Origin of the sequence: Rhizobium anhuiense (assembly GCF_003985145.1) — a bacterium.
In the GTDB taxonomy this organism is placed as follows: Bacteria; Pseudomonadota; Alphaproteobacteria; order Rhizobiales; family Rhizobiaceae; genus Rhizobium; species Rhizobium anhuiense.
Window position 1 is genome coordinate 97,551 of sequence record NZ_ML133538.1, and the last position, 23,833, is coordinate 121,383.

Annotated in this window: 24 protein-coding genes; 6 read left to right on the forward strand and 18 right to left on the reverse strand. The window is 62.4% G+C overall.

The window, feature by feature from the left end; all coding sequences use genetic code 11:
• The first annotated feature begins 16 nt into the window (after positions 1 to 16).
• Entirely contained in the window at positions 17 to 1,282 is a 1,266-nt protein-coding gene (locus EEQ99_RS30145) for an ABC transporter substrate-binding protein (protein WP_063475587.1), read from the forward strand.
• Between the two features lie 74 nt (positions 1,283 to 1,356).
• Here EEQ99_RS30145 and EEQ99_RS30150 read toward each other — a convergent pair whose 3' ends face one another.
• Entirely contained in the window at positions 1,357 to 2,325 is a 969-nt protein-coding gene (locus EEQ99_RS30150) for a substrate-binding domain-containing protein (RefSeq protein WP_127431589.1), read from the reverse strand.
• A 116-nt stretch (positions 2,326 to 2,441) separates the two neighbouring features.
• Between EEQ99_RS30150 and EEQ99_RS30155 the strand changes: the two genes are divergently transcribed.
• Complete coding sequence (locus EEQ99_RS30155) at positions 2,442 to 5,360, forward strand: M16 family metallopeptidase (RefSeq protein ID WP_127431590.1); 2,919 nt, start codon at positions 2,442 to 2,444, stop codon at positions 5,358 to 5,360.
• A 14-nt stretch (positions 5,361 to 5,374) separates the two neighbouring features.
• Here the strand turns inward: EEQ99_RS30155 and EEQ99_RS30160 are convergent, their stop codons facing one another.
• The 3 genes from EEQ99_RS30160 to EEQ99_RS30170 form a co-directional block, all read right to left on the reverse strand.
• Complete coding sequence (locus tag EEQ99_RS30160; protein ID WP_063475589.1) at positions 5,375 to 6,055, reverse strand: GNAT family N-acetyltransferase; 681 nt, start codon at positions 6,053 to 6,055, stop codon at positions 5,375 to 5,377.
• Positions 6,052 to 6,543 (reverse strand): MarR family winged helix-turn-helix transcriptional regulator, encoded by a 492-nt coding sequence (locus EEQ99_RS30165; protein WP_063475590.1) that lies wholly within the window; start codon positions 6,541 to 6,543, stop codon positions 6,052 to 6,054. Before EEQ99_RS30165 ends, EEQ99_RS30160 begins: the two co-directional genes overlap by 4 nt.
• A gap of 142 nt (positions 6,544 to 6,685) precedes the next feature.
• Positions 6,686 to 7,852, reverse strand: coding sequence for an MFS transporter (locus EEQ99_RS30170; RefSeq protein ID WP_063475591.1), 1,167 nt, complete (start codon positions 7,850 to 7,852; stop codon positions 6,686 to 6,688).
• A gap of 218 nt (positions 7,853 to 8,070) precedes the next feature.
• Between EEQ99_RS30170 and EEQ99_RS30175 the strand changes: the two genes are divergently transcribed.
• The gene (locus EEQ99_RS30175) at positions 8,071 to 8,982 is read left to right on the forward strand and encodes an agmatinase (RefSeq protein WP_097544268.1); all 912 of its coding nucleotides are present in this window, start codon (positions 8,071 to 8,073) and stop codon (positions 8,980 to 8,982) included.
• 49 nt (positions 8,983 to 9,031) lie between these two features.
• Here EEQ99_RS30175 and plsY read toward each other — a convergent pair whose 3' ends face one another.
• Entirely contained in the window at positions 9,032 to 9,691 is a 660-nt protein-coding gene (plsY, locus tag EEQ99_RS30180) for a glycerol-3-phosphate 1-O-acyltransferase PlsY (RefSeq protein WP_097544269.1), read from the reverse strand.
• A gap of 142 nt (positions 9,692 to 9,833) precedes the next feature.
• On the opposite strand from plsY, the gene EEQ99_RS30185 reads away from it, so the two are divergent.
• The gene (locus EEQ99_RS30185) at positions 9,834 to 11,345 is read left to right on the forward strand and encodes a winged helix-turn-helix domain-containing tetratricopeptide repeat protein (protein WP_097544270.1); all 1,512 of its coding nucleotides are present in this window, start codon (positions 9,834 to 9,836) and stop codon (positions 11,343 to 11,345) included.
• Positions 11,346 to 11,443: 98 nt separating this feature from the next.
• Positions 11,444 to 11,812 carry a hypothetical protein gene (locus tag EEQ99_RS30190; protein ID WP_097544271.1) on the forward strand — a complete coding sequence of 123 codons (369 nt, stop codon included), beginning with the start codon at positions 11,444 to 11,446 and terminating at the stop codon, positions 11,810 to 11,812.
• Positions 11,813 to 11,847: 35 nt separating this feature from the next.
• On the opposite strand, the gene EEQ99_RS30195 is transcribed toward EEQ99_RS30190, so the two are convergent.
• The 9 genes from EEQ99_RS30195 to EEQ99_RS34805 form a co-directional block, all read right to left on the reverse strand.
• On the reverse strand, positions 11,848 to 12,309 hold the full coding sequence (locus EEQ99_RS30195) for a DUF411 domain-containing protein (RefSeq protein ID WP_097544272.1): 462 nt from the start codon (positions 12,307 to 12,309) through the stop codon (positions 11,848 to 11,850).
• Positions 12,310 to 12,365: 56 nt separating this feature from the next.
• On the reverse strand, positions 12,366 to 12,653 hold the full coding sequence (locus tag EEQ99_RS30200; protein ID WP_062940207.1) for a copper-binding protein: 288 nt from the start codon (positions 12,651 to 12,653) through the stop codon (positions 12,366 to 12,368).
• A gap of 21 nt (positions 12,654 to 12,674) precedes the next feature.
• Positions 12,675 to 13,154 carry a cupredoxin domain-containing protein gene (locus EEQ99_RS30205; protein ID WP_097544273.1) on the reverse strand — a complete coding sequence of 160 codons (480 nt, stop codon included), beginning with the start codon at positions 13,152 to 13,154 and terminating at the stop codon, positions 12,675 to 12,677.
• 34 nt (positions 13,155 to 13,188) lie between these two features.
• Positions 13,189 to 14,535 (reverse strand): multicopper oxidase family protein, encoded by a 1,347-nt coding sequence (locus tag EEQ99_RS30210; protein WP_097544274.1) that lies wholly within the window; start codon positions 14,533 to 14,535, stop codon positions 13,189 to 13,191.
• A gap of 14 nt (positions 14,536 to 14,549) precedes the next feature.
• Positions 14,550 to 16,016: a TolC family protein gene (locus EEQ99_RS30215; RefSeq protein ID WP_127431591.1), complete on the reverse strand. Its 1,467-nt coding sequence runs from the start codon at positions 16,014 to 16,016 to the stop codon at positions 14,550 to 14,552.
• Complete coding sequence (locus EEQ99_RS30220; RefSeq protein ID WP_047615196.1) at positions 16,013 to 16,240, reverse strand: hypothetical protein; 228 nt, start codon at positions 16,238 to 16,240, stop codon at positions 16,013 to 16,015. The genes EEQ99_RS30215 and EEQ99_RS30220 overlap by 4 nt, the downstream gene beginning before the upstream one ends.
• A gap of 89 nt (positions 16,241 to 16,329) precedes the next feature.
• Positions 16,330 to 16,728: a hypothetical protein gene (locus tag EEQ99_RS30225; RefSeq protein WP_097544319.1), complete on the reverse strand. Its 399-nt coding sequence runs from the start codon at positions 16,726 to 16,728 to the stop codon at positions 16,330 to 16,332.
• A 197-nt stretch (positions 16,729 to 16,925) separates the two neighbouring features.
• Complete coding sequence (locus EEQ99_RS30230; protein ID WP_097544277.1) at positions 16,926 to 17,429, reverse strand: cytochrome b; 504 nt, start codon at positions 17,427 to 17,429, stop codon at positions 16,926 to 16,928.
• Between the two features lie 27 nt (positions 17,430 to 17,456).
• On the reverse strand, positions 17,457 to 17,669 hold the full coding sequence (locus EEQ99_RS34805; protein ID WP_164735987.1) for a hypothetical protein: 213 nt from the start codon (positions 17,667 to 17,669) through the stop codon (positions 17,457 to 17,459).
• On the opposite strand from EEQ99_RS34805, the gene EEQ99_RS30235 reads away from it, so the two are divergent.
• Positions 17,659 to 18,159 carry a c-type cytochrome gene (locus EEQ99_RS30235; protein ID WP_373289173.1) on the forward strand — a complete coding sequence of 167 codons (501 nt, stop codon included), beginning with the start codon at positions 17,659 to 17,661 and terminating at the stop codon, positions 18,157 to 18,159. The genes EEQ99_RS34805 and EEQ99_RS30235 overlap by 11 nt on opposite strands.
• A gap of 72 nt (positions 18,160 to 18,231) precedes the next feature.
• On the opposite strand, the gene EEQ99_RS30240 is transcribed toward EEQ99_RS30235, so the two are convergent.
• From EEQ99_RS30240 to EEQ99_RS30255, 4 genes are all read right to left on the reverse strand, one after another.
• Positions 18,232 to 18,912, reverse strand: coding sequence for a peroxiredoxin-like family protein (locus EEQ99_RS30240; protein WP_097544279.1), 681 nt, complete (start codon positions 18,910 to 18,912; stop codon positions 18,232 to 18,234).
• A gap of 74 nt (positions 18,913 to 18,986) precedes the next feature.
• On the reverse strand, positions 18,987 to 22,247 hold the full coding sequence (locus EEQ99_RS30245) for an adenylate/guanylate cyclase domain-containing protein (RefSeq protein ID WP_097544280.1): 3,261 nt from the start codon (positions 22,245 to 22,247) through the stop codon (positions 18,987 to 18,989).
• 165 nt (positions 22,248 to 22,412) lie between these two features.
• Positions 22,413 to 22,946: a YidB family protein gene (locus EEQ99_RS30250; protein WP_047615838.1), complete on the reverse strand. Its 534-nt coding sequence runs from the start codon at positions 22,944 to 22,946 to the stop codon at positions 22,413 to 22,415.
• 172 nt (positions 22,947 to 23,118) lie between these two features.
• Positions 23,119 to 23,457: a hypothetical protein gene (locus EEQ99_RS30255; RefSeq protein WP_097544281.1), complete on the reverse strand. Its 339-nt coding sequence runs from the start codon at positions 23,455 to 23,457 to the stop codon at positions 23,119 to 23,121.
• Between the last annotated feature and the right edge of the window lie 376 nt (positions 23,458 to 23,833).

The window sequence follows — 23,833 nt, forward strand, 5'->3', positions numbered from 1 at the left end:
CCCAGGAGAACGAGCGATGAAACATATCACCCAGATTCTCGCCGCAGCGGCCGTATCCTTGGCAATCGCGCTTCCCGCGCATGCCGAGACGACGCTGACGGTTCACTACCCGATGCCGGGCTTCTTCAAGGACGTGATGGACACGATCTCGAAGAAATTCATGGTAGAAAACCCCGATATCAAGATCCAGTTCGCCAGCCCCTCGGCCACCTATGAAGAAGGCATCCAGACGATCCTTCGTCAGGTCGGCACCAGCGAAATGCCCGATATCACCTTCATCGGCCTCAACCGCCTGCGCATGCTTGACGAACGCGACGTCGCCGTCGACCTCGGTCCGCTCGTCAAGAAGGACGGCAACATGGCCGAGCAAGGCTTCTCCGACACGATCCTCAAGCTCGCCCAAGTCAAGGGCAAGCAGGTGGGGCTGGCTTTCGCGACCTCCAACCCGATCATGTATTACAACGCCGATCTCGTGAAGGCGGCTGGCGGTAACCCCGACAATCCGCCGAAGACCTGGGATGAGGTCATCGCGCTCGGCGGCAAGATCAAGGCGCTCGGCAACGGTGTCGACGGCATCGATTTCCGCTGGCAGGGCGACGACTGGATGTTTTCGGCTCTCCTCTTCGGCGCCGGCGGCAAGATGCTGAGCGATGACGAAAGCAAGGTTGCCTTCAACGGTCCGGAAGGTCAGAAGGCCGTCGAAGTCCTGCATCGCTTGGTCACCGAGGGCGGCATGCCTGTCTTCACCAAGCCCGCAGGCGAACAGGCTTTCGCAGCCGGCAAGGTCGGTTTCGAATTCCAGACGACGGGCGCGCTGCGCAACACGATCAAGAATGTCGGCAACAAGTTCGATCTGCGCACTGCCAGGATCCCGCTGATCGATTCGGTGAACGGCCGCCTGCCGACGGGCGGCAACGCCGTCGTCATCCTGACGCATGACGCCGCCAAGCAGGATGCTGCCTGGAAGTTCGCTAAATTCGCCGCCGGCCCCTACGGTGCTTCCGTCGTCGTGCCTGGCACCGGTTATGTTCCGAACAATGAGCTTGCCGCGAAGTCACCCGAATATCTCGGCGATTTCTACAAGCAGAACCCGCTGTTCCAGGCCGGCCTCAGCCAGATGCCGGTGATGATCCCCTGGTATGCCTTCCCCGGCTCGAACGGCGTCAAGGTCACGCAGACGATCGTCGACAACCTGTCGCGCATCGTCGACCAGTCGGCCGAGCCGAAGGAAGCGCTCGACGACGCGGCCGCTGACGTCGAGGACATGCTGCCGCGCAGCTGATCTCCTATCTCACCAGGCATAGGGCAGGGGTCGCCATGCCGAGCGCGTGGCGGCCTCTTCTTTTCCCTAGCTTCTCAGATGGCGCGCACCGTGCCGCCGCGGCGTAGCGTATAGGCGACGTCGAGATGACGGGCAGGGGCGGCATTCTCCGCCATGTCGAGGAGCAGCGAGGCGGCCGTCGCCCCCATGCTGGCATCCGGCATTTCGATCGTCGTCAGCGGCGGATCGATCAGCCGGCCGATGGCGATGCCGTCGAAGCCGGCGACCGAAACATCGCCCGGCACCGAGAGCCCTTCGCGCTTCAGCGCGCCGATGACGCCGAGCGCCAGAAGATCGTTCGAGGCGATGATCGCCGTCGGCGCAAGCGAGTTCATCGACATGCCGAGATCGAGCTGGTCAAAACCGTTGACGAAGGGGATCTGCATCACATCGAGCGCTGTCAGCCCGCTCTCGGCCATGGCGTCGAGATAACCCCGGTAGCGAAGATGTGCGCGGTCGGAGGCAGCGAAATTGCCGGAAAGAAACAGAATGCGGCGATGACCCATGCCGATCAGGAACGCCGTGATCTCGCGGCCGGCGCCGCGATTGTCGGCGGTGACAGCCGCCGGAAATTGCGCCGTCGGCAGGTTGTTGAGCAGCACGGTCGGCGGCAGCCTGGCAAGCAGCGCCTGGCTGGTCGAGGGATCGCAGACGGTGAGGATCAGCCCGGTCGGCCGGTCGTTCAGGAGGGCTGCCACGGCATCGGCCTCGCGCGCCGGATCGTAATTCGACTGGGCGATCAAGACGCCGTGGCCGGCCACCAGCATGCGGTTCTGGATGCTCGACAACGACGAGGCAAAGACCGGATTGGTGATGCTCGGGATCAGCACGCCGACCACGGGCCTGCGGCCAAGCCTGCCGGCGGAGTGATAACCGAGTTCGGCGGCCGCACGGCGCACTTTGCGCACCATCAGGTCGCTCGCCGGTCCGTTGCGGTTGAGAACACGGCTTGCGGTCGCCAGCGAGCAGCCTGCCCGGAATGCGACCTGCTCCAACGTCGCCATGAAAGCGCCTCCTGGTAACCTCATCAAGGCGCAATCCTTTAAGTGGGTTCAATGACATTGGTCTGACGCTCGGCCGGAATTGTCTCCTTCTTATCCATTCGCGCACATGGACGTTGATGCGAAATGCAACCTGTGGAATAGTCGAATCGACGCCATCTACGCTTTTCCTGCTCATCACCTGGACAAGAATGTCTCACAAACAAATGGAATGCTCCACGGCGCGGTGGTTTCTCGCGGCGGTCTGCCTTGCTGCAAACTTCGCGTTGCCAGCCTATGCGGACACCCCATCCGAGCCTTGGCCGCAAACGCAAAGCGACCTGCAAGCCGAGACTGGCGTGCATTTCGGCACGCTCGCCAACGGCATGCGGTTTGCGATCATGCGCAACGTCACGCCGCCCGGACAGGCCGCGATCCGCTTTCGCATCGGCGCCGGCTCGCTCGAGGAAAACGACAACCAGCAGGGTCTGGCGCATTTTCTCGAGCACATGGCCTTCAAGGGTTCGACGCATGTCGCCGAAGGGGAGATGATCCGTATCTTGCAGCGCAAGGGCCTGGCCTTTGGACCGGACACCAACGCCCATACCTCTTATGACGAGACTGTCTATGCGCTCGATCTGCCCGAGGTCGATGCGGACACAGTTTCGACGGGCCTGATGCTGATGCGGGAAACGGCGAGCGAGCTGACCCTCGATGCCGGAGCTTTCGATCGCGAACGCGGCGTCATCCTGTCGGAAGAGCGGCTGCGCGATACACCGCAGTCTCGCGCAGCGCTCGGAATCATGAATTCGTTGCTCGCCGGCCAGCGCGCGACCATGCGCGTGCCGATCGGCAAAGCCGACATCATCAGCAATGCGCCGGTAGACCTCGTCCGTGATTATTACCGGGCCAACTACCGACCCGATCGGGCAACGTTGATCGTAGTGGGCGATATCGACCCGGCCGCCATGGAAACCGAAATCCGGCAGCGCTTCGGCGACTGGAAGGCCGTGGGGCCGGCGCCGGCAAAACCGGATCTTGGCACACTGGCGGCGAAAGGCGAAAGTGCCGAGGTGATCACTGTTCCCGGCGGCATGACGAGCATACAGGTCGCCTGGACGCGTCCCTATGACGCCGCGCCTGATACCTCTGCCAGGCGCCGCGCCGAGCTTATTGAGGATCTCGGGCTGCTGGTGCTCAAACGGCGGGTGAGCGCTATCGCCAGCAAGGCGGATGCCCCTTTCATCAGCGCGGGCGTCGGCTCGCAGGATCTCCTCGATTCCGCGCATGTCGTCCTGGTCTCGGCAAATTCCGAGGCGGACAAATGGCAGGCGGCGCTCACGGCCATCGACCAGGAACAGCGTCGTATCCAAAAATTCGGCGTTGAAAAGGCGGAGATCGATCGCGAAATCCGCGAATATCGCTTGGCTCTGCAAGCTGCCGCAGACGGAGCCGCGACGCGCGCGACCATCGACATCGCCTCGGCGCTGGCTGGCAGCGTCGACGACGATCAAGTCTTCACCTCGCCTGCCGAAGACCTCTCGCTGTTCGAGACGATAACGAAGGGCGTCACGATGGCCGAGGTCAATCAAGCCCTTCAGCGTGCTTTCTCCGGCAACGGTCCGCAGGTCGTGCTGCAGACGCCCCAATCACCGCAGGGCGGAGCCGACACGGTTCGGCAAGTCTATGACGCTTCGAATGCCATTGACGTCTCGGCGCCATCCGGTGCTGCTGACGTCGCCTGGCCCTACACCCATTTCGGCGAGCCGGGCGCAGTGGTCGAACGCCGCGCCGTCGAAGATCTTGGCTTGACCATGGTGCGCTTTTCCAATGGCGTGCGGCTGACCGTCAAGCCAACCAAGCTGCGTGCCAACGAAGTGCTGGTGCGCGAAGATATCGGCCGCGGTCGGCTGGATTTGCCGCGCGACCGTTCCCTCGCGACCTGGGCATCTCCGGCCGTCGTGCTGTCCGGCGTGAAGGCCATGGATTACGAGGATATACAGAAAGCGCTGACCGCCAACATCGTCGGCGTCGACTTCTCGGTCGGCGACAGCTCCTTCAGGTTCGACGGTCGGACACGGACGGAAGATCTTGCGACGCAGCTGCAGCTGATGACCGCCTACACCTCCGATCCAGCCTACCGTCCCGAGGCGTTCAAGCGTGTGCAGCAGGCCTATTTGAGTGGCCTCGATCAGTATGACGCGTCGCCCGGCGGCGTTGTCAGCCGCGCTTTCGCAGGTCTCGTGCATTCCGGCGATCCGCGCTGGACCTTCCCCGACCGCGCGCAATTGTCCGCCGCCAAGCCGGACGATTTCGAGGCGCTGTTCCGGCCGATGGTTTCCAATGGCCCGATCGACATCACCATCGTCGGCGACGTAACGGTGGACGACGCAATCGGGCTGACGGCTGAAACCTTTGGCGCTTTGCCGCCGCGCCCGGAGACGGCGTCGAGCACCGATCGGGACGAGGTGCGTTTTCCGGCGACGACCGTAAAGCCCGTTTTGCAGGCCCATAGCGGCAGGGCAGACAATGCCGCCGCCGTCGTTGGAGCTCCCATCGGCGATCTGCTCTCCGATCTGCCGCGCTCCTTCACCGCCAATGTCGCCGTGCAGATTTTCCAGAACAGGCTGATCGACCAGTTTCGCATTGCAGAAGGCGCAAGCTATGCCGTGCAGGGCGACGTCGACCTGTCAAGGGAAGTCCCTGGCTATGGCTACGCCTATTTCTACGTCGAGACAGGCCCGGAAAAGGTCGCGCGCTTTTACGCCCTTGTCGACGAGATCGCCAATGATCTCAGATCGCAGGAGGTCTCCCCGGACGAGCTTGCGCGCGCCCGGGAACCCATCATTGAGACATTGAAGCATCAGCAGCAGAGCAATGAATATTGGCTCTCATATCTGCACCATGCTCAGACGGATTCGCGTCGTTTAGACCGGATACGCGATAGTCTCGGCGGCTACGACAAGGTCACCGCCGGCGATATCCGCGCGTTTTCCACGGCCTATTTCGGCCCGGAAAAGTTCTGGAAATTCGAAGTGCTGCCGGCGGCGGTACGATAGGAAGGGAACACCGCTCAGGAACGGCGTTTGACCACGCGCATGTTCATCTCCGAGCGAAGAGTAAAACCCTGCGTTTTGTAGAGGGAAATGGCCGAGATATTCGCCGCATAGGCATGCAGATAGGCCGTGTCGCCGCTGGATGCGATTTCGCCGGCAACGAAACGGAAAAGCAGGGTGCCGAAACCGCGCCCCTGGAAATCGGGATGGGTGCAAAGCCCGCTGAGCTCGATGAAGCCGGTCTGCCGCATTCGCTGACCGGCCATCGCCACCAGGCGGCCTTCGCTTCTGATCCCCCAGAAGCTGCCGAGGCTCTGGGCCCGCAGCGTGAACGGCCCGGGTTTGGTCAATGTCGCCAAGGCCAGCATGTCGGCGGCGTCCGCCTCCGTCAGCGGCTCGATGCGAGAATCCGAAATTCGCCCTTGAGGCCGCTCGGCAACCATCTGCACCACCGATGCCTCGGCGACGACGGCTAGCCCCGCTGGGATGACGATCGGTCCGGCTTCAACGAGGATCATGCTCTCCTCCGACGCCGGCAGCGCCTCCAGCGCGTCGAGGCTCTCCGGCCTGTCGTCGGCAGACGCCGCGAAGGGGACGATCGACGGCGGGTATCGCCGCGCATTTTCATTGCCTTCCGCAAGATGGGAGTGCGCGCTCTCCAGCGCGCTCCAGATTGGACGGTCGAGAACATGTTTCATCGTGTTTTCTCCTTGGCGGGGCTCCGCTGTGCCAGCGGCGCCTCTGCAAGCCCGTCCTCGATGGCGGCGAGCTGTTCGAGAATCGGCCCGTCGAGATCGCCGCAGAGATCGGCGACGGCTGCCGCGACACGCGGCCAGACCGATATCTTCGAATAGTCGATGAGTTCCTGGCCCTTGTCGGTCAGCGAGACCAATCGGCGGCGCTGATCATCCGGCGCCGGCTGCATGTCGACGAAACCGAGTTCGAGAAGCTGGCCGGTGGTCCTCGTGGCGCCCGGCTGGGTAATGCCCACTGCCTGCGCCAGCTCGCCGACCGTCAGCGGGCCGGCCCGGTCGATCGCCGCCAGGAATGGGTATTGGCCCGCCTGGATGCCAAGGCCGATCTCGTCGATGATCTGCTGCGTATCTGCCTGCAACCTCTCGCCGATGCGCCTCAGACGGCTGCCCATGCACAGAAACCCGAGCGTTCGGACCACATCCTCGACCATGCCATTCCCCCATTTGTATCGATGGTTATATAACGTGTTATATATTTGCTCAACCTGCTAAATTGAGTGCAGGTGAGCCATCGCAAAACCGGGCTGCTTGTGAGACGCCAAGCCCGCATTTGTGTCAAACCCAGTGGCTCGCTCAGCCCCGTCGCCTTTCCGCGATCAGAAGCACCGCCAATATGCAGCTGAGCAGGGCGAGCGACGATGGCAGCCCCTGATGGCCAATCCGTTGCATCGCCAGTCCTGTCGCGGGCGAGCCCACGATGCCGCCGATGCCCCATACCAAGGCGAAGGCGGCGTTACCGGCGATCAAGGCCTGGCCGGTGAAACGCTCGCCGAGCTGGATCAGCGACAGGGTATAGATCCCGAACGAGACGCCGCCCCAGGTGAAAACCAGCGGCCAGATGAGCCACGCATCGAAGACGAGCGGCAGCAAGAGGCAACTGGCCAGGCAAGTCAGGACGCAAAGCAACATGGTCCGTGTCGACCCGAACCGCTCGGCCACGCGCCCGAGCAGGATCTGCAGCGCGGCATTGCCTGCGATGAAGCAGGTGATCAGCGAAGCGATACGCTCCTCGCCGCTGCCCAGGGCGGCGCCATAGACCGCAAACAGCGAAAGCAGGATCTGCTCAAAGGCGGCCGCCGCGAAAACCGCAAACAACAGCAGCGGCGCCAGTGCGAAGAAGCCGCCGACGGATGTTGCCTTGCCTTCCTCAGGCGTGGCGGGCAGGCGCGGGGCGACCGCAAGCACGATCAGGCCGCAGAGGAGGAAGGCGGCGATGCCGATCATGAAGGGCGGCCAACCCTCAGTGCCGGCGAGGCCGAGCGACAGCGGGCCAATGGCGAAGCCACCCGAAACGATCGATGAATAGAGGCCCATGATGCGGCCTCGGCGTGGTGCTGGCGTGATGGAGATCAGCCAGGTTTCGCTGATCACGTAGAGCGGATTGGCGAAGAAGCCGAGCAGGAAGCGCAGCGGTATCCAGGCCCAGACGTCCTGTTTCCAGGCGATCGCGATCAGCGTGAGGGCGGCGAGGATCGAACACAGGATCGCCAGCCGCGCTCCGCCCACGCGCCGCGAAAGCGCCGGAATGAAGGGGGCCGACACAATGAAACCCAGCGGCGTCATCGCCGCCGACAGGCCAATCAGCCCGGATGTCGTTCCCTGTCGCTCCAGGATAAAACTGAGCAGCGGATAGGTCAGTCCCTGGGCCACGGCGAACACCGTGACGGTGGCGATAATGCCCGTCATCGCCGCCCATGGAATGCGGTCCGCGTGCGGTGATGTGATGCTTTCGGCAGTCATGCAGATTATCCTCGTCAGACCATAGGCTTTGAGGCTCCGGGAGCCTCGACGTCAAAGAGGATGAATTCTGCAGGACAGAGGGGAGCGTCGTACTTAAGTTTTTCCAAAAAGTTCTCAAAAACGTCCAAAGGGATTAAACAGGTCAGCCCCCAATTTCATCCCAACCGTAAACCCTCGGCACGACAGTTTCAGCCAGACATCATCAGGACCATCAGGAAATGACAGCTCCGCTTTCCTTTCTCGGCCTTCCCGATCGCCTCCCCAATGGACGTTTGCCCCGTGCGGTGATCTTTGCAGCCGCCCATGGCAGCACCTATCCCGGCAAGAACAGCAGCGGCTACGCCCTGGCCGCTGGTGCCATCCGCGCGGCGAGCCAGGACGATGCACCACTCCTTGAGCACTGGGATTTCGATCTCGGCGGCCCGCTGTTCGACGGCGGGCCGGTCTCATGCATCGATGCCGGCGACATCCAGACCATCCTGCATGACAATCCCGGCAACCGGGGCCGTATCGAGGCGAAGACGCGCGAGGTGCTGGCTTTGCAGGCGGTACCGATCCTGCTCGGTGGCGACTGTTCCGTGACCATTCCCTTCCTTGCCGGCTTTGCCGATCAAGGGCCTGTCTGGGTCCTGCAGATCGATGCCCATATCGACTGGCGCGACGAAGTGCATGGTGAACGCTACGGCTATTCAAGTCCGATGCGTCGGGCAAGCGAGATGCCGCATGTCGCCGGTATGGTGCAGGTCGGCCTGCGCAGCGTCGGCAGTGCGCGCCTCGCCGACATCGAGGCGGCGCAGCGCTATGGCAGCCGCTTCGTGACCGCCCGCGAGATCCAAGCTCGAGGCGTCGAGGCCGCTCTTCAGTATATTCCGGAAGGAGCCCGGGTCGTCGTCACCCTCGATTGTGACAGCATCGATCCCAGTATCATGCCGGGCGTGGCGGCGCGTACCGCTGGCGGCCTCACTTATACGGAGGTGATCGATCTGATTGCCGGCCTCGGCAAGCGGGCTGAGATTGCGGGATTCGACCTTGTCGAACTCTATCCTCCCGCAGACGTTGATGGTCTGTCAGCCCTGACCGCCGCGCGCCTTCTGGTCAATGTCATCGGCGCCATCGTCCGGCAGGATTGAAATCCTGCTTCCTCTAGCAGCAGGCCGTGCATTCGTTGCGTTTTGGATTCTAGGCAACCTTGCCCAGACGCGGTTCCGTCCCCGCCAGCAGTCGCCGAATGTTGGCGCGATGGCGCACAATCACGTAAATGCCGCCTGTGATCACCAGTAGCCGATAAGGCAGCGGCTGCTCCAAGCCGCAGACGAGAGCGATGGCCGTTAATGCCGCCAGCATCGAACTCAGGGAAACAATCCGGAACGCCGTCAACGCAACTCCAAAAACCATCGCAGCACCTAAACCTATGGGCCATGACATCGCCAGCAACACGCCGAGTCCCGTTGCAGCCGACTTGCCCCCTGTTAAATTCAGCCAAACCGAACGGCCATGCCCTAACAACACGGCAAGTCCCGCCAGGCAAACAGCCCAAGGCATCGAGTTTTGCAGATCAAGCGCCGTCGGTGGCGTGTCCGAAGAGACTGTCGAGAACCAAGGATAAAACCAGCGGGCAAAGATAACTGCTCCGACACCTTTCAGCACATCGATCAGGAGCACCGCCAATGCAGGCCATTTGCCGAGCGTTCGCAATACGTTCGTTGCTCCTGTGGATTTGGAGCCATGCTCTCGAATGTCGATGCCCTTGAGCATTTTGCCCGCCAGATAGCCCGTGGGTGTGGAACCAAGGAGATAAGCGATCGCCAATCCAACCGCAGCCGCTATCCAAAAAACCATGGAAGTCACCTCGACGCTCTATTTTTCAGCGAGTTATTGATGGTCGTTATCGTCGTCAGCCCCGGAATACACCGCTCGCGTCCTTGATGCCATGGTGGCTTAAGCGGACGAATAGTTCCATCCAAGCTTTAAAGTCTCTAGGATGCGCCCCATGGGATCGCGCTTTGCCTTTGGTCCGTTCGTGCTTGATCCGGGGGCGGGAACGCTCCTTCGGAGCGACGATCCCGTTGCCGTTGGCCATCGCGGGGTAAAGCTGCTTGCAGCACTTGTCAGGCGGTCCGGCGAAATCTTGGGGAAGGCCGAGTTGATGGACGCGGCTTGGCCGGGCAGGGCGGTCGAGGAAGGCAATCTCACCGTCCAGATCGCGCAGTTGCGCAAGCTGCTCGGCCCGGCCGCCGATGGCGGTGAATGGATCGCCACGGTGCCGCGCGTCGGCTACCGCTTTACAGGCGCCATCAATCATCTCGGCGGCGTGAACCGAACACCTCTGCCGCTGCCCGACAAGCCATCGATCGCCGTGCTGCCCTTCGCCAATATCAGCAACGATCCCGAGCAGGAATCCTTTGCGGATGGGCTGACCGAGGACCTGATCACTGATCTCTCCAGGATGCCAGGCCTGTTCGTCATCGCCCGCAACTCGGCCTTTTCCTATAAGGGAAGGGCGATGGACGTGCGCGCCATCGCCGAGGAACTCGGGGTGCGCTACCTGCTGGAGGGGAGCGCAAGACGCGCCGCAGGGCAGGTGCGGATCAACGCCCAGTTGGTCGACGCGGTCAGTGGCGATCATCTATGGGCGGAACGCTTCGACCGCAGCCTGGACGATATCTTTGCCGTTCAGGACGAGGTCACCGGCAAGATCGTCGAGGCGCTGCTCGGCCGTCTGCGCGCGCCGCCGCGCAACCGACCGAAGAACCTCGAGGCTTACGATCTCTGTGTGCGGGCGCGCAGGCTGATGGATGATTCACCGCAGACGGCGCGGGAAGCGCATCTGATGCTGACGCGTGCGATCTCGCTCGATCCGGACTATGCCGAGGCCTATCGCTGGCTCGCCATCAACCACTGGATGGGAGAGGTCCACAGCGGCGGACCAACGCAACCGACCCGCAGCCTTGCCTTGGAACTGGCACGCAAGGCTGTCGCAATCGACCCCAACGATGCCGGCTGTCGTTGGATCCTGGCCTATCTGTTGGCCTATGAGCGCAGCTTCGACGAGGCGGATGCGGAGTTCGCCAAGGCGATCGAGCTCGATCCCAACGAGGCCGACACCTTTGCGGCGCTGTCCGATATCGCGGTTCTCGCCGGGCGGATCGGGGAGGGGCGTGAGCACATCGCCAAGGCCTTTCGGCTGAACCCGTTTCCGGCAAGCTGGTATTATCTGACGCTCGGCCAGGCGCAATATGCCGCCGGTGAGTACGAATCTGCCGTCGAGACGCTGCGCCGGGACGAGACCTATCGGACGAGCTCACGCCGTTTCCTGGCGGCAAGCCTTGCCCAGCTCGGCCGGCTCGACGAGGCGCGCGCCGAGGTCGAACTGTTCCTCGTCGCCAACCCGCATTTTTCAACCCGCCACTGGGCGGCGACCGAGCCCTTCCGCGACGCCCGGACGCTTGCACATTTCATCGACGGCTACCGCAAGGCCGGTCTTCCGGAGTGACGCCGCGTGACGCAAACACGGCCGGCCAGCCATGCGAATATTCGCGTGGTCTCCTCGGATATGATAGGATCGAGATGCATTGACCACGGGAGGGGTAAATGCACCGGATGCTTCTGCTTTTGATCCTTTGCACGCAGTCCGCATCGATATCGGCGGCGTCCGAACTTGCGATCTTCCATACTGCTTCGTTCGGCAGCAGCCGGTCGATCAGCCTCAGTCTGGCAGAGGGCAGGCCCGCCCGCGATCCCACCTTCGATTTCGACGTCGTCATTGCGCTTTTGGAGTTCGACGGCGGCGGGACGGTGCTCTATCGGGACGGAGGAAGACACCAGGCGAGCGTGCGCTGCGTTTCGCCCGCCATGGTCCGGATCAATTCCGCCGACTATGCGGTCGACGTGTCGGCGCGGCCGGGGGCCGACTGGAAGCACGATCTCTGGGCGGCGCTCTGCAACAGTCCGGTTTCCTGAGCGGTCGTACGACATGGCTTGGCCGATCGAGTGCGTCAGCCCTTCCGGGGGCGGACCTCCATGAACACGTATGGCGTGGCGGTCCCCGAGGGGATCGCATAGACGTCGAAGGACGCCTGCTGGTCGTCGCCCATTCCCAACGAACCAGGAGGCATGCCGGGCACGGCCAGCCCACGGACCGGCGGCCGTTCCCGCAGCAGACGCTGGACGGCTTCGAGCGGAACGTGTCCTTCGAGGTAGTATTCCTCGACGACGGCAGTGTGGCATCCCTCCAGGTCGACAGGTACGCCCAGCCGCGCCTTGACCGCGGCAAGATCGTCGGTGTCGCGGGCGTCGACCGAAAATCCTGCGGCCGCCATCGCCTTCGACCATTCATGACAGCAGCCGCAGTTCGGATCCTTGTAGACGGTCATCTTCGCCGGCGCGACGGCGAAGGCCCTTCCGCCAGGGAACGCCAGGGCTGATGCCGCCCATGCGATGAAGCTTCTCCTGTGCATCGTTTCCACTCCTCGATGTCCTGCCGCCCGGATCGAGGCCGGGCGGCAGGAGTCCCCTACTTTACTTCGGTGACGGTCAGCTTGCCATTCACGCGTTCGGCAACGAACTCGATGTTCGAACCTTCCTTCAGCTTTTCGAGCAGCGCCGGGTCCTCGACCCGGAAGACCATCGTCATCGCCGGCATGTCGAGGCCCTTCAGGTCCTCATGCTTGATGGTGACTTTCTTCGCCTTGGTGTCGACCTTGTTGACGACGCCCTTGGTGAATTCCTGGGCGAACGCACCGAAGGCTGCGCTGGCCGAAAGCAGGGCGGCAACGCCGATTTTGATCATAACAGTTTTCATGTTTATGGCTCCTTTTGCAGATTACTTGCCAGCGACGGTGACGTCGCCGTGCATCCCGGCTTCGTAGTGGCCGGGGATCAGGCAGGCGAACTTGAACTCGCCGTCGGTGGTGAACTTCCAGACGATCTCGCCGGACTGGCCGGCTGGAAGACGAATCGAGTTCGGATCGTCATGCTCCATCTCCGGGAACTTCTCCATGACGGCCTTGTGCTCGAGAATCTTGTCTTCCTGATCGAGCACAAACTCGTGGTCGACGGTTCCGGCATTCTTGATCGCGATCTTGACCGTCTGTCCCTTGCGGACATTGAAGACGGCCGGAGTAAACAGCATCTTGCCGTCCTCGGTTTCCTTCATCGTGACGCGGATCGTCTGCGTCGCCTTCGCCTTGTCGCCAGGCTCGCCGATGGCCATCTTGTCGCCATGGCCGCCGGCGTGATTGCCGGACGCGAGCGCCGGGGTTGCGAGGGCGACGAGCGCCAGTGCCAATACGCAGTTCTTCATGCATAGATCCTTTCTTGACGTGGGAGATTGGGCCTCAGCCTTTTGTCGGCTTCGGCGTGATTTGCGTCTTTGCGTCTTTGGCCTTGGTCGCGTCCGGCAGCTCGCCGGTCCACTCCCAGGCCTGCGTTCCCGGCGGGTTTTCGTACCAGCCCGGATCGGAGTAGTCGTCCGCCGAGATGCCCTCGCGAACCTTCACGACCGAGAACATGCCGCCCATCTCGATGGGGCCGTGTGGCCCCCAGCCGGTCATCATCGGAACGGTGTTCTCGGGAATTGGCATTTCCATTTCGCCCATATCGGCCATGCCCTTGGTACCCATGGGCATGTAGTCCGGCTGCAGCTTCCTGATCTTCTCGGCGACCTTCGACTTGTCTGCACCGATGAAAGTCGGGATGTCATGACCCATGGCGTTCATCGTGTGATGGGACTTGTGGCAGTGGATCGCCCAGTCGCCGAGGTACTTGGCATCGAACTCGTAGGCGCGCATCGCGCCGACCGGAATGTCGATGCTGACCTCCGGCCACCGCGCCTCCGGCCGGACCCAGCCGCCGTCGGTGCATGTCACCTCGAAATCGTAGCCATGCATATGGATTGGATGGTTCGTCATCGTCAGGTTGCCGACACGCACCCGCACCCTGTCGTTCTTGGAAACGACGAGGGGGCTGATGTCCGGAAACACGCGGCTGTTCCAGCACCACATGTTGAAGTCGGTCATCTCCATGATCCGCGGCACGTAGGAGCCGGGATCGATGTCGTAGGCGTTGAGCAGGAAGACGAAGTCGCGATCGACGCGCATGAACTTCGGATCCTTCGGATGGATGACGAAGAAGCCCATCATGCCCATGGCCATCTGGACCATCTCGTCGGAATGCGGGTGGTACATGAAGGTGCCGGACTTCACGAGATCGAACTCGTAGACGTAGGTTTTGCCGACCGGGATGTGCGGTTGCGTCAGGCCGCCGACGCCGTCCATGCCCGACGGCAGGATCATGCCGTGCCAGTGGATCGTCGTGTGCTCCGGCAGCTTGTTGGTGACGAAGATACGGACGCGGTCGCCTTCCACCGCCTCGATCGTCGGCCCCGGAGACTGGCCGTTATAGCCCCAGAGATAGGCTGTCATGCCGTCGGCCATCTCGCGCTCGACCGGCTCGGCGACGAGGTGGAACTCCTTGACGCCGTTATTCATCCGGTGGGGCAGGGTCCAGCCGTTGAGGGTGACGACCGGCTGGTAGTCTGGACCCGAGGTCGGGTGGAGCGGCGGCTGCATGTCCGCCGATTCCATTGTCGGAGCGTCGGGCAGACCCATCGCCGATGTCTTCGTCCAGGCTCCCGCCGCCAGTATGGCCGCGCTTGCACCGAACAGTTGTCGTCTGTTGAACATGGTAATTTCCTTTCTCAATGGCCGCCGCCACCGCCGCTCCCGGAAGCAGCGGCGACCTCGGTCTCTGCCGAGGCGTTCGTCGCGCCGCCGCCGTAGATGGCAGGCGCGAGATTGGCTTCGGCCAGCCAGAAGTCTCGCTTCGCGTTGACGGAGAGCAGGATGGAGTTGATCTTGTCGCGGGTGTCGGTCAGCAGCTCGAACGTGTTGGTGATCATGCCGTTGTAGGTCAGCAGGGATTCCTCCTCGACCTTGGCGCGCAGCGGAACGACGTTGTTGCGGTAGTGCCGGGCGATGTCGTAGTTCGAGCGGTAGGCCTCGTAGGCGGAGCGCGCTTCCGAGCGCACGTTGACGGCTTTCTCCGCCAGTAAGTTCGCCGCCCGCATGTATGCCACCTCGGCCTTGCGCATCCGGGCCTTGCCGGTGTCGAAGATCGGGATTGCGAACTCCAGTTCGACCTGGGGAGTCGTCCTTGTCTTCTTCTCGTCGTCCTCGATTTCCCGTTCCGTTTCGAAGCCGGTCAGGATCTCGAGGTCGGTGACGTAGCGCGTCGCTTCGGTCAGGCCATAGGACCTGGCTGTGGCTTCGAGTTCGAGCTTCGCGACCTGGAGGTCTATCCGGTTTCGGAGTGCTTCGGCTTCGATGGTGTCGCGTTTTGCGACGGACTTGGGCAGCGGCGGCAGGCTGTTCGGAACCTGATAGTCCAGCTCGGAGCCCCAGAGGCCCATCAGTCGCGTCAGCTCCTCTTTGGCGAGGCGGGCCGCCAGGCGGGCCTTCGCCGTTTCTCCGGCGATTTCGGCGACGAACACATGTTCACGTGCCTGGGCGCCCTTGGTCATCGCACCGGTCTCGCCCAGCTTCGCCGCGAGCTCCGAAGCGGCATCGGCCGTCGCCTGGGCGCGCTGGAGCTGCCCGACGTTCTCCCAGGCCGCGACTGCGCCGATCCAGGCACGCCGCGTGTCGGCGGCAACCTGGAGCGTTCTCACGGCCGCGGTCAACTGCGCCTGCCGGAAGCGTGTGTCGGCGATCGCCACGTCCCTGCTCTTCGTCGCGAGCGCCAGGATGTTCGTTGTGATCATCCCCTCGATCGTCTTGAACGCTTGAAGTTCCGGAGTTCCGATCCCTGTGGTGCCGAAGGAGACTGTCGGGTTGATGAACATCGTCGACTGCCAGGCGTCAGCCGCACGGTAGCCAAGATCGGCATAGGCGGCCTGGAGGCCTTTGTTGTTGAGCAGGGCGATCTGGACGGCCGTCTCGACGTCGAGAGGTTTCGTTCGAGCAAGCAGGCTTTTGACCTGCGCCCCCGCAGAACGGGCCTGGTTCTGGTTCTGGATCCAGACGGTCTCTTTCGCCTCGACACTGGCGGTCTTGTTGGCGACGGAAATGAAGCCCGCCTCATTGCGGGAATAGTCGTCGCCCGTGACGCAACCGCTTAGCGCCAGCGGGAATGCCAGCGCCATGATTATTCTTCTAGGCCCGATCATGAGGCATCTCCATTTGCTGGAGACTGCAGATCGTTCTGTCTGCGCCAAGGCTTGGGGTCGACGGGCTGCCTGGCTTCATAGCCCGAGATCGGCGACCGGTATGTGATGGGGCGCGCGGACGGCTGTTCGACGGCGGCGGAGGATGCCACCACGTCGGGAGGAAGCGTGGATGCGCAGCCGCCGACAAGAAGCGGCAGCCCCACCACGAAAAGCGAGGGTTTCATTATGAAGTTTCCGAACAAGAGATAACCGGTGGGCGCTCGCCTAAAAGGCACGCGACCGACGGGACCCGATCAAGCGGGTGTGTCTCTATTCAGATATTTGGGGGACGGTGGAGGGGCGGCAGTTCGCCAATGGTCGTCCGGTCGTCGACGAACTGCCGGATCGAGGTCACGACGGGTCCGCCGACGTCGGGGCCATCACAAATGATGCCAAGCCCGCCACAGAAGTCCTTGCAGCATTCCTGCTTGACGAGCTTCGACGGGCCATCGCCATCATGAGATACGTCGCCATGCGCGTGGCCATGATGGGCGGCCTCCGTCATGTCGTGGCCTTCATGGGGCGACGTCACGTCGGACACAACGGCTTTGAGATCGGGGAAGGAGGAGCCGTGCATCGCTGCGTTAGCGTTCGACAACGAGTACCCCGCCAGTGATACGACGATCACCAGCCGTATCATCACGAGCAGCTTGCTCATTGCGATTCGGTACATCTTGCCCATTCCCAACGGCCTACATGCAATGCAGCCGGATTTCAATTAAGACCTCTGTATCACGGATGTTCGAGTCCTTTATGTGGCGCGAACATCACGTTGTGCACAAGCTAGAGCTTCCTTTGGCGCTATAATGCTACACGATCCCGGTTTTCGTCGCCAAGGCGGGCCGCTATGTCCTGCTGACGCTCGCCACGTTACAGATTTTTGGCTGACCGCTTCCGGCGCGGCAGCAGTATCCGGTCGACCGTATCGTCACGGACGACGAGCGTATGCCAGATCGCCGCGGCGAGATGCAGCGCGACCATCGCCAGGATGATCCTCGACCCGATAACGTGGTACGGCGCGATCCCGAACCAGACGTAGCTCGCGACCAATCCCATGCAGGCCTGTCCAATGATTGCGGCGTAGAAGGCGTGATGAAGCGCCGTGGCGGCTCGTCCGCTCCATGTGCCGGGCGCGCCGATCTCTGGCGGCTGAAGGATACGAAGAACCAGCCGTGCGCCCATCAGCAGTCCGATCGCCATTCCTGCATAGTTATGGAGCTGGTGCTGAACGACGTCCCAATAAGCCGGCGCCATCCCCATGTGGACGGCATGGTGGGTTCTCTCGATGCTGCCACCCGTCAGATACTGCACCGGCACCATGAGGGCGACCAGCCAGTGAAGCCCTATCTGGGCCAGTGAATAGCCACCTTTCATCGATCCTCTCCTGCCGAGGGGCGCAGACTAATCGGCGGCGGTTAACGCTTCCTGATCGGCTTGGAGCATCGCGAGATGCGGCGTATCGGGGAGGGCGCCCGCCCTTTTATTGCCCCGATGAGAACGGATATCGGTAGTCGCAAGCGGCACGATCTCGAATTCGGAAAGCAGCCTTATGAGACGGACCATATTTGCGAACATCTTCGGATTGCTCTTCGTCGCGGGAGTGATGCCGATCACGGCAGTCTCGTCGCCGGCGACCGAGGATGTCGTAGCGCTTCGGCAGGCCGACATGAAGGCCATGGCCGCGGCGGTTAAGACCATCTCCGGCATGTTCAAGGATCCGGCGAGCTACAAGGCTACCGAGTTCAGCTGGGCTGCCGACACAATCCGCGAAAGGTCGGGTGTCGTTCTCTCCGGACACTTCATGTCCGAGGCCGTGAGTCCACAGTCGAAGGCCAGGCCGAACATCCCCGCGGAGCGCGAGCGGTTCGACCGGATCGCGAACGACCTGCGCGACTACGCGGTCGCGCTGGACGCCGCCGCCCGGAGTAACCCGGGATCGATGTCCGCCAGCATGCGCATGAAGCCCGGCGAGGCCATGGGCGGCGGACCGCTCGGCACTCACGTCCGCAACGAGCAGGATCTCCTGGCAATGCCGGCGGAACACGCGTTCCACCTCATGCTCCAGACCTGCACGACCTGCCACGCCAAATTCAGGGCGGAATGACGGCGAGCACGCGGGTTTGGAATGGCCCGCCTTGCTCCGGCGTTCAACCGGTCAAGAACGGCCTCTTTTGCTTCAAACAGCCATGTTCGACGCTGCCGACATCACTTCGCGAGGGGCAGGGCCGCCGAACATATGACGACCATCCTCCTCGACTTCGGTGAAGCACCAGCGCACGACGCCATCCCGATCGAGCAGGAATTCACCGACAAGCTGGCCGTGGCCGGTGGCGATCATCTGCTTGTCATCTTCGGTGAATTCGTAACCATCGGCCCTGTCGAGAAATTCCACGGCTGCCATCAGGTCCATGGGCGCTGGAAGCTCGTCCGGCATGTCGATGCGCATCGACGTCACCGCATTCATGCTGATTTTATGCGGCCAGTCATTCTCGTCTTCGGTAAATTGAAGGTTCGGCAGGCCGAAGGCCTTGTGCGATACCCGCTCCGGGTCCGAGGCCGCCAGCAGATTGGGAAGCGGATGGTAGCGAAAATAGAGGCGGGCGCGGTCGATCGGTGTGTTGACGACGGTCAGGCTGTCGATGCCCTTCTCCTGCAAGGCATCGGTGAGTTCGGCCATGGCGGCGATCTGGCGGCGGCAGAAGGGGCAATGCAATCCGCGGAACAACCCGACGAGCACCGGCTTCTGGCCGCGAAAATCGTCGATGGCAACTTTCCCCTGGCGGGTGATGGCATCCAGCACCACGTTCGGCGCGCGATCTCCCGGCTGCAATGGCCTTGCGGCGTGGTTCTCCTGCATGTTTCGTTCCTCCCTTTATGTTTTTGAATCGACTTGCCAAATCGATCTCCGGCGATCACTGCAACGAGGACGGGTCAGTCGAGAAACGGCAAGACGACGAGCGTGCCTGGATCGAGGTTGTGGCGGATGCACACATCCTGTGCCAGCGTGAAATACCGTTCTGCCGCGTCCATGTCGTCATGCTCGAGGCTGAGTGTCGCCAAGCCATCATAGCACGGAAAGAGCAGTTGCGGTTCATCAATTTCCTTCGCAACCTCAAGGGCTTCCTCGTAATACTTACGAGCTAGCTTCGGCTGCCCGTGGCATTGATGAATCTGGCCGAGCACGATCAGCGGCACGGAGAGATGGTCGCGCTGATCGAGCGCCCGGTCGATTTCGACTGATTTCTCCGCCGCCGGTACGCCCTCGGCGGCGCACCGATCGGTAAAGGTGCAGCAGGCAACGGCGAGATTGGCGAGAAGACGCGCCTGGAAGCCGAGATCGCCAATACGGGTCGCGACCTCCAGTCCTCGCCGGCAGATCTTGATGGCGCTGGCCGGATCGACGATCGTGTAGAGAACGCCAAGATTGGAATAGGCGCGGCAGGCGGCACTTTGCAGATCGGCCTTTTCGGCGACGGAGAGACTGCGCTCCACTTCCTGCACGGCCTCGCGGCTACGTCCGAGTCGCGCAAGGGCTGCACCCTTGGTATTCAGCGCCTCTGCCATCGCCCGCGCCGTCTCCCGTCCGGCCTCGGTCGTGCCGTCGATCGGCAGCGTTTGCAGGCATTGCAGCGCCTGCGTCGCCCACTCGGCAGCGGCAGCCTGATCGCCCATGCGGAAGGCGAGATGGCCGCGCTCTTGCAGGACATGCGCACGTTCGACCGGCGCATCCACGGTTGCGATCGTCGCTTCAGCTTCGGCGCAATGGATCTCCGCCTGATCGCGGCGGCCGGCATCGAGATGCAAACGGCCGATCTTGCGCAATATCCTCGCCGCGGCAATCGGATTGTCTTTGGCGCGGTGGATCGCAAGCGCTCGCTGATAATGGGCCAAGGCGGCGTCGCGCAGGCCGGCAGGACCGCAGAGATCGGCAAGACGCTCCAGCAGTGCCAGTTGCTCCGGTGTCACTTCCGCCTCGTTGGCAAAGGCCGCAAGCGCCTGCCGATAGAGACGCATGGCGTCATCATTGGCGTAGGTCTTGCGCGCCAGATCGCCTGCCGCCATCAGATAGCTGGCGCCCTTGGACTTTTCGGTGGTCAGGCTGAAATGATGGCCAAGTTGCGCCAGATGCTCGGGCCGGTCGGGCGCTGCGCCATACTGACGTTCCAGAGCCCGGCCGATCCGTTGATGAAGCTCCACCCGCCGCTGCAGCAGGAGATTATGGTAGATGACATCGTGCATCAGCGTCTGGCTGAAGCGATAGCCCGGCGATACCACGGCATCGGACCCGCGCAATTCCTCGATGATATTGGCATCGCAGAGGTAATCCAAGGCAGCGTCGATGCCGCTCGGGTCGGTGGCGACGGTGCGGAGCAGGGCGGTATCGAACTTCGGGCCGACCACCGCCGCCTCCTGCGCCAGCCGCCTGATCTCCTGCGGCAGCCGATCGACGCGGGCAAGCAGCAGGGCCTGCAGATTGACCGGGATATCGACATCGGTGTCTTCGGCGGCGACATGCCAGTGCTGGCCGTCGCCATGCTGACCATCATCGTGCAACGTGCCCATGTCGATCAGTCCGCGCAGGATTTCTTCGATGAAAAGCGGATTGCCGCCGGCGCGATCGAGGATGCGCTTGCGCACCGTCACCGGCAACTTGCTATGGCCCTCGCCAAAAAAGGCAGCAAGCAGCTTCTGCCCGTCGGCTGCAAAGAGTGGCTCAAGACGTTGCACGGTGACGCTGACACGATTGGAGTTCAGCGGGTCGGTCTGCGATGTCGGCCGGTAGATCACAAGCAGCATCAGCCGGCTGCGCTCCAGCCGATCCATCATGAAGCGCAGCACCTCAAGCGAGGCGGCGTCCGCCCAATGCAGATCCTCGATGACGAGCAGCAGGGGGCCTTGTCCCAACCGCCGCTCGAAGACGGTGCGGACGGCATAGAAAATCTGCCGCCGCAACTGCTCCGGCTCAATGTGGCGCAACGCGCCATCGGGATCTCCGAGACCAAGGACATGCAAAAAGAGCGGCAAAAGTGCCTCCACGTCCTCCGGCGTCAGATCGAGCGCGGCGAACCCCGTTGCCAGCAATTGCCGCGTCCTGGCAAGATCATCCCGCTCGCCGATGCCGTAGGCGCTGCGCACCACGGCGGCGAGCGTCCCATAGGATTGTTCGCCGAGGGGAGAGCAGGTCGCTTTGCGGATGGCAAGGCCCTGAAAACGGGCAGTATTGCTAGCGATTGCGACGAACTCGTTGACCAGCCGCGACTTGCCGATACCCGCTTCGCCAATCAGGCGGACAAGCTGTGCCGCGCCGCCGCAGGCGAGGTCGAGGCATGTCAGCAAGCCCGACAACTCCCTGTCCCGTCCGATCATTGGCGCCCGCAGGCCGAAACTTTCAAGTCCACGCGCCGTATGCGGCGCTTCCGACAGCCCGGTCAGCCGATGGACCTGCACGTTTCCGCTTTTGCCTCGCAAGGTCTGAGCCCCGAGACTGTCGAAGGCGAAGGCATGGCGGGTGAGGCGGTAGGTCAGCGGCCCAACGAGGATCTCGTTTTCGCCGGCCATGGATTGCAGGCGTTGCGCGGTATTCACCGTATCGCCGGTCACCGAATAGGATTTCGTACTGACTGCACCGAAGCCGCCGGTGACAACAGGGCCGCTATTGATGCCGATATGCAGACGCAACGGCACGCCGGCGCGTGCGTGCCAGCGCTCGCCGACCTCCGTGGCGCGCTTGATCATATTGAGTGCGGCGTTAAGCGCCCGAACCGGATCGTCTTCATGGGCGACCGGCGCGCCGAACAGCGCCAGGAGCGCATCACCGACGAACTTGTCGACAAAGCCGCCATAAGCCTCGACCGCCTGTGCCATCTCTTCGAACAATTCGTTCTGCAGCACCCGCATGACTTCGGGATCGATCTGCTCGCTCAGCGTCGTGAAGCCGCAGAGATCGGCAAAGAGCACGGTCACCGGCCGCCGGTCGGCATCGCTGTCCGGCTTAGGCGCTGTCGCTTCGATGTTGGGCTTCGATGCAGGTTGGACTTTGCCTGATATCGATGCGCCGCATTGCGGGCAGAAGGCAAAATCGGGTTGACAGGGATAGCCGCAGGCGGCGCAGGTGACAGGCTGCCTTGCGCCGCATCGCGGACAGAAAGCAAAACCGCTCTGAATATCGAAACCGCAGCCCGCGCACTCCATCGGACGCATCTCGCGAAAACCCGATGCGTTGCAGCTCATTCAGCCGCAACCAGCGGACGGGACAAGCATGAACCTGCTTCCCCAGGCCTGCAAGTGAAGACTTTGGCAGGCGTTCGTTGACCGAGCACCTGCCCAGTGGTGATAGGCGAGGGCGACGTCCCGATATCAGATGGTGCCGGGCCGCCCGGAGGTGGTTGATTGACTCGCGGATGACAAAAACGCCTCTTCGGCACTGGGCACTTTCCCCTCTGGTGTCAGATCGTCGACAGCCTTGGGAAGGTCGCGGCTCAGCCGGCCCAGAATCTCCTCATGAGAAAGGCCGGTATTGGCGGCGATCTCGTTGAGAACGTCAGGCCCGAGTGCTTCCGCCAGCTGCCCATCATTGATGTCGGCATTCTGACCGGGCTGTACCCAAGACTCGATCTTGTCGCCGTGACCGTTCTGCTGAAATGTCTTCAGTAGATCGCCCAGCCCGCCGCTGACGATGCCGCCGGATGTTAGCCCGCCGAGGAGGCCGCCGAGACCGCCGGAACCGCCCAGTCCGCCGAGGATGCCCCCGAGACCGCCCGGCTGCTGGTTCCCCGCGCCAGCCTGCTGAGGGTTCTGGATGCCCCGCAGGAGTTCCCCGATCTTGTCTCTGTTCTGGTAGCCGGCAACGGCAAGAACGGCGAGAAGCGCCTTCAATTGACCGCTCATCATGATGAATCCTCCTATGGTGCTCCAACGTGCAGACGGCCCAATGCAGGTCGCCGCATGGGCAGCAATGTCCGGAGCGCCCAAAGGTTCCGCGCCGGTGCGCAAACAAGGCTGCACCGGGCGGATTCGTTCCGCAATCGCAAAGGCCGACCGACTTTACAGCTCACGCCGCTACTCAGATTTCCGGGCAGCCTCGCTGGTTTGCAAAGACCATTCGCTCCGGTCCGCGGCGCGTCATGCCCTGGACGACGATGCTGCGGGCAGATATGCGGACGATCTGCGCCCTGCGAAGTCCTTCGCTACGGGCGATGTCGAGAGCATCGTCCGGATCACAACCGCGCCGTCCGCGGTCGCGGCGGTCATAACGGTCATAATCACGATCACGGTCATAAACGCCGACGCCACCAGGGCCGAGCCGCAACTCCAAGTCCTGCGCGGCAACGATCGTCGGCGAGATAGTCAGCCCAGTTATGGCGGCCAAGCCAACCAGGACGAATTGAAGAGATTTCCGCATGAGTTCCTCCCATGGTCTTGTGCTTATCGCAATGACAACCTCGCCATACGAATTTTGTTCCTCATGACAAGCGGAGACGGCGCGGCGCCTGTCTGCCGGAGCCGCATTCGATGGACGTTTTGCGGAGCGCAACATCCAAGAGAACCTCATCCTGGTGCCCCGAAGGGCCTCGAAGGAGGGGGCGGGTGCTCAGGCCAATCGATTATTGTCTTCGTTGCATTTGAAAATGGAATCTGCCCGGCTACAACAATTGTGGCGGCAGGGTTGGAATGTCCGTTTGTGTGCAAAGTAGAAGTGTCATTTTGGGCGCGTCTTCAGCTATTTAGAAATGCGACACTCGGCATGTCCACTTGCGCTGAGGCAAGCCCCCGACCGG

Bases quoted from the DNA above. Each gene is read 5' to 3' on its own strand.
- EEQ99_RS30145 (WP_063475587.1), top strand. From the start codon at position 17: ATGAAACATATCACCCAGATTCTCGCCGCAGCGGCCGTATCCTTGGCA.
- EEQ99_RS30150 (WP_127431589.1), bottom strand. From the start codon at position 2,325: ATGGCGACGTTGGAGCAGGTCGCATTCCGGGCAGGCTGCTCGCTGGCG.
- EEQ99_RS30155 (WP_127431590.1), top strand. From the start codon at position 2,442: ATGCGAAATGCAACCTGTGGAATAGTCGAATCGACGCCATCTACGCTT.
- EEQ99_RS30160 (WP_063475589.1), bottom strand. From the start codon at position 6,055: ATGAAACATGTTCTCGACCGTCCAATCTGGAGCGCGCTGGAGAGCGCG.
- EEQ99_RS30165 (WP_063475590.1), bottom strand. From the start codon at position 6,543: ATGGTCGAGGATGTGGTCCGAACGCTCGGGTTTCTGTGCATGGGCAGC.
- EEQ99_RS30170 (WP_063475591.1), bottom strand. From the start codon at position 7,852: ATGACTGCCGAAAGCATCACATCACCGCACGCGGACCGCATTCCATGG.
- EEQ99_RS30175 (WP_097544268.1), top strand. From the start codon at position 8,071: ATGACAGCTCCGCTTTCCTTTCTCGGCCTTCCCGATCGCCTCCCCAAT.
- plsY (WP_097544269.1), bottom strand. From the start codon at position 9,691: ATGGTTTTTTGGATAGCGGCTGCGGTTGGATTGGCGATCGCTTATCTC.
- EEQ99_RS30185 (WP_097544270.1), top strand. From the start codon at position 9,834: ATGCGCCCCATGGGATCGCGCTTTGCCTTTGGTCCGTTCGTGCTTGAT.
- EEQ99_RS30190 (WP_097544271.1), top strand. From the start codon at position 11,444: ATGCACCGGATGCTTCTGCTTTTGATCCTTTGCACGCAGTCCGCATCG.
- EEQ99_RS30195 (WP_097544272.1), bottom strand. From the start codon at position 12,309: ATGCACAGGAGAAGCTTCATCGCATGGGCGGCATCAGCCCTGGCGTTC.
- EEQ99_RS30200 (WP_062940207.1), bottom strand. From the start codon at position 12,653: ATGAAAACTGTTATGATCAAAATCGGCGTTGCCGCCCTGCTTTCGGCC.
- EEQ99_RS30205 (WP_097544273.1), bottom strand. From the start codon at position 13,154: ATGAAGAACTGCGTATTGGCACTGGCGCTCGTCGCCCTCGCAACCCCG.
- EEQ99_RS30210 (WP_097544274.1), bottom strand. From the start codon at position 14,535: ATGTTCAACAGACGACAACTGTTCGGTGCAAGCGCGGCCATACTGGCG.
- EEQ99_RS30215 (WP_127431591.1), bottom strand. From the start codon at position 16,016: ATGATCGGGCCTAGAAGAATAATCATGGCGCTGGCATTCCCGCTGGCG.
- EEQ99_RS30220 (WP_047615196.1), bottom strand. From the start codon at position 16,240: ATGAAACCCTCGCTTTTCGTGGTGGGGCTGCCGCTTCTTGTCGGCGGC.
- EEQ99_RS30225 (WP_097544319.1), bottom strand. From the start codon at position 16,728: ATGTACCGAATCGCAATGAGCAAGCTGCTCGTGATGATACGGCTGGTG.
- EEQ99_RS30230 (WP_097544277.1), bottom strand. From the start codon at position 17,429: ATGAAAGGTGGCTATTCACTGGCCCAGATAGGGCTTCACTGGCTGGTC.
- EEQ99_RS30235 (WP_373289173.1), top strand. From the start codon at position 17,659: ATGCCGATCACGGCAGTCTCGTCGCCGGCGACCGAGGATGTCGTAGCG.
- EEQ99_RS30240 (WP_097544279.1), bottom strand. From the start codon at position 18,912: ATGCAGGAGAACCACGCCGCAAGGCCATTGCAGCCGGGAGATCGCGCG.
- EEQ99_RS30245 (WP_097544280.1), bottom strand. From the start codon at position 22,247: ATGGAGTGCGCGGGCTGCGGTTTCGATATTCAGAGCGGTTTTGCTTTC.
- EEQ99_RS30250 (WP_047615838.1), bottom strand. From the start codon at position 22,946: ATGATGAGCGGTCAATTGAAGGCGCTTCTCGCCGTTCTTGCCGTTGCC.
- EEQ99_RS30255 (WP_097544281.1), bottom strand. From the start codon at position 23,457: ATGCGGAAATCTCTTCAATTCGTCCTGGTTGGCTTGGCCGCCATAACT.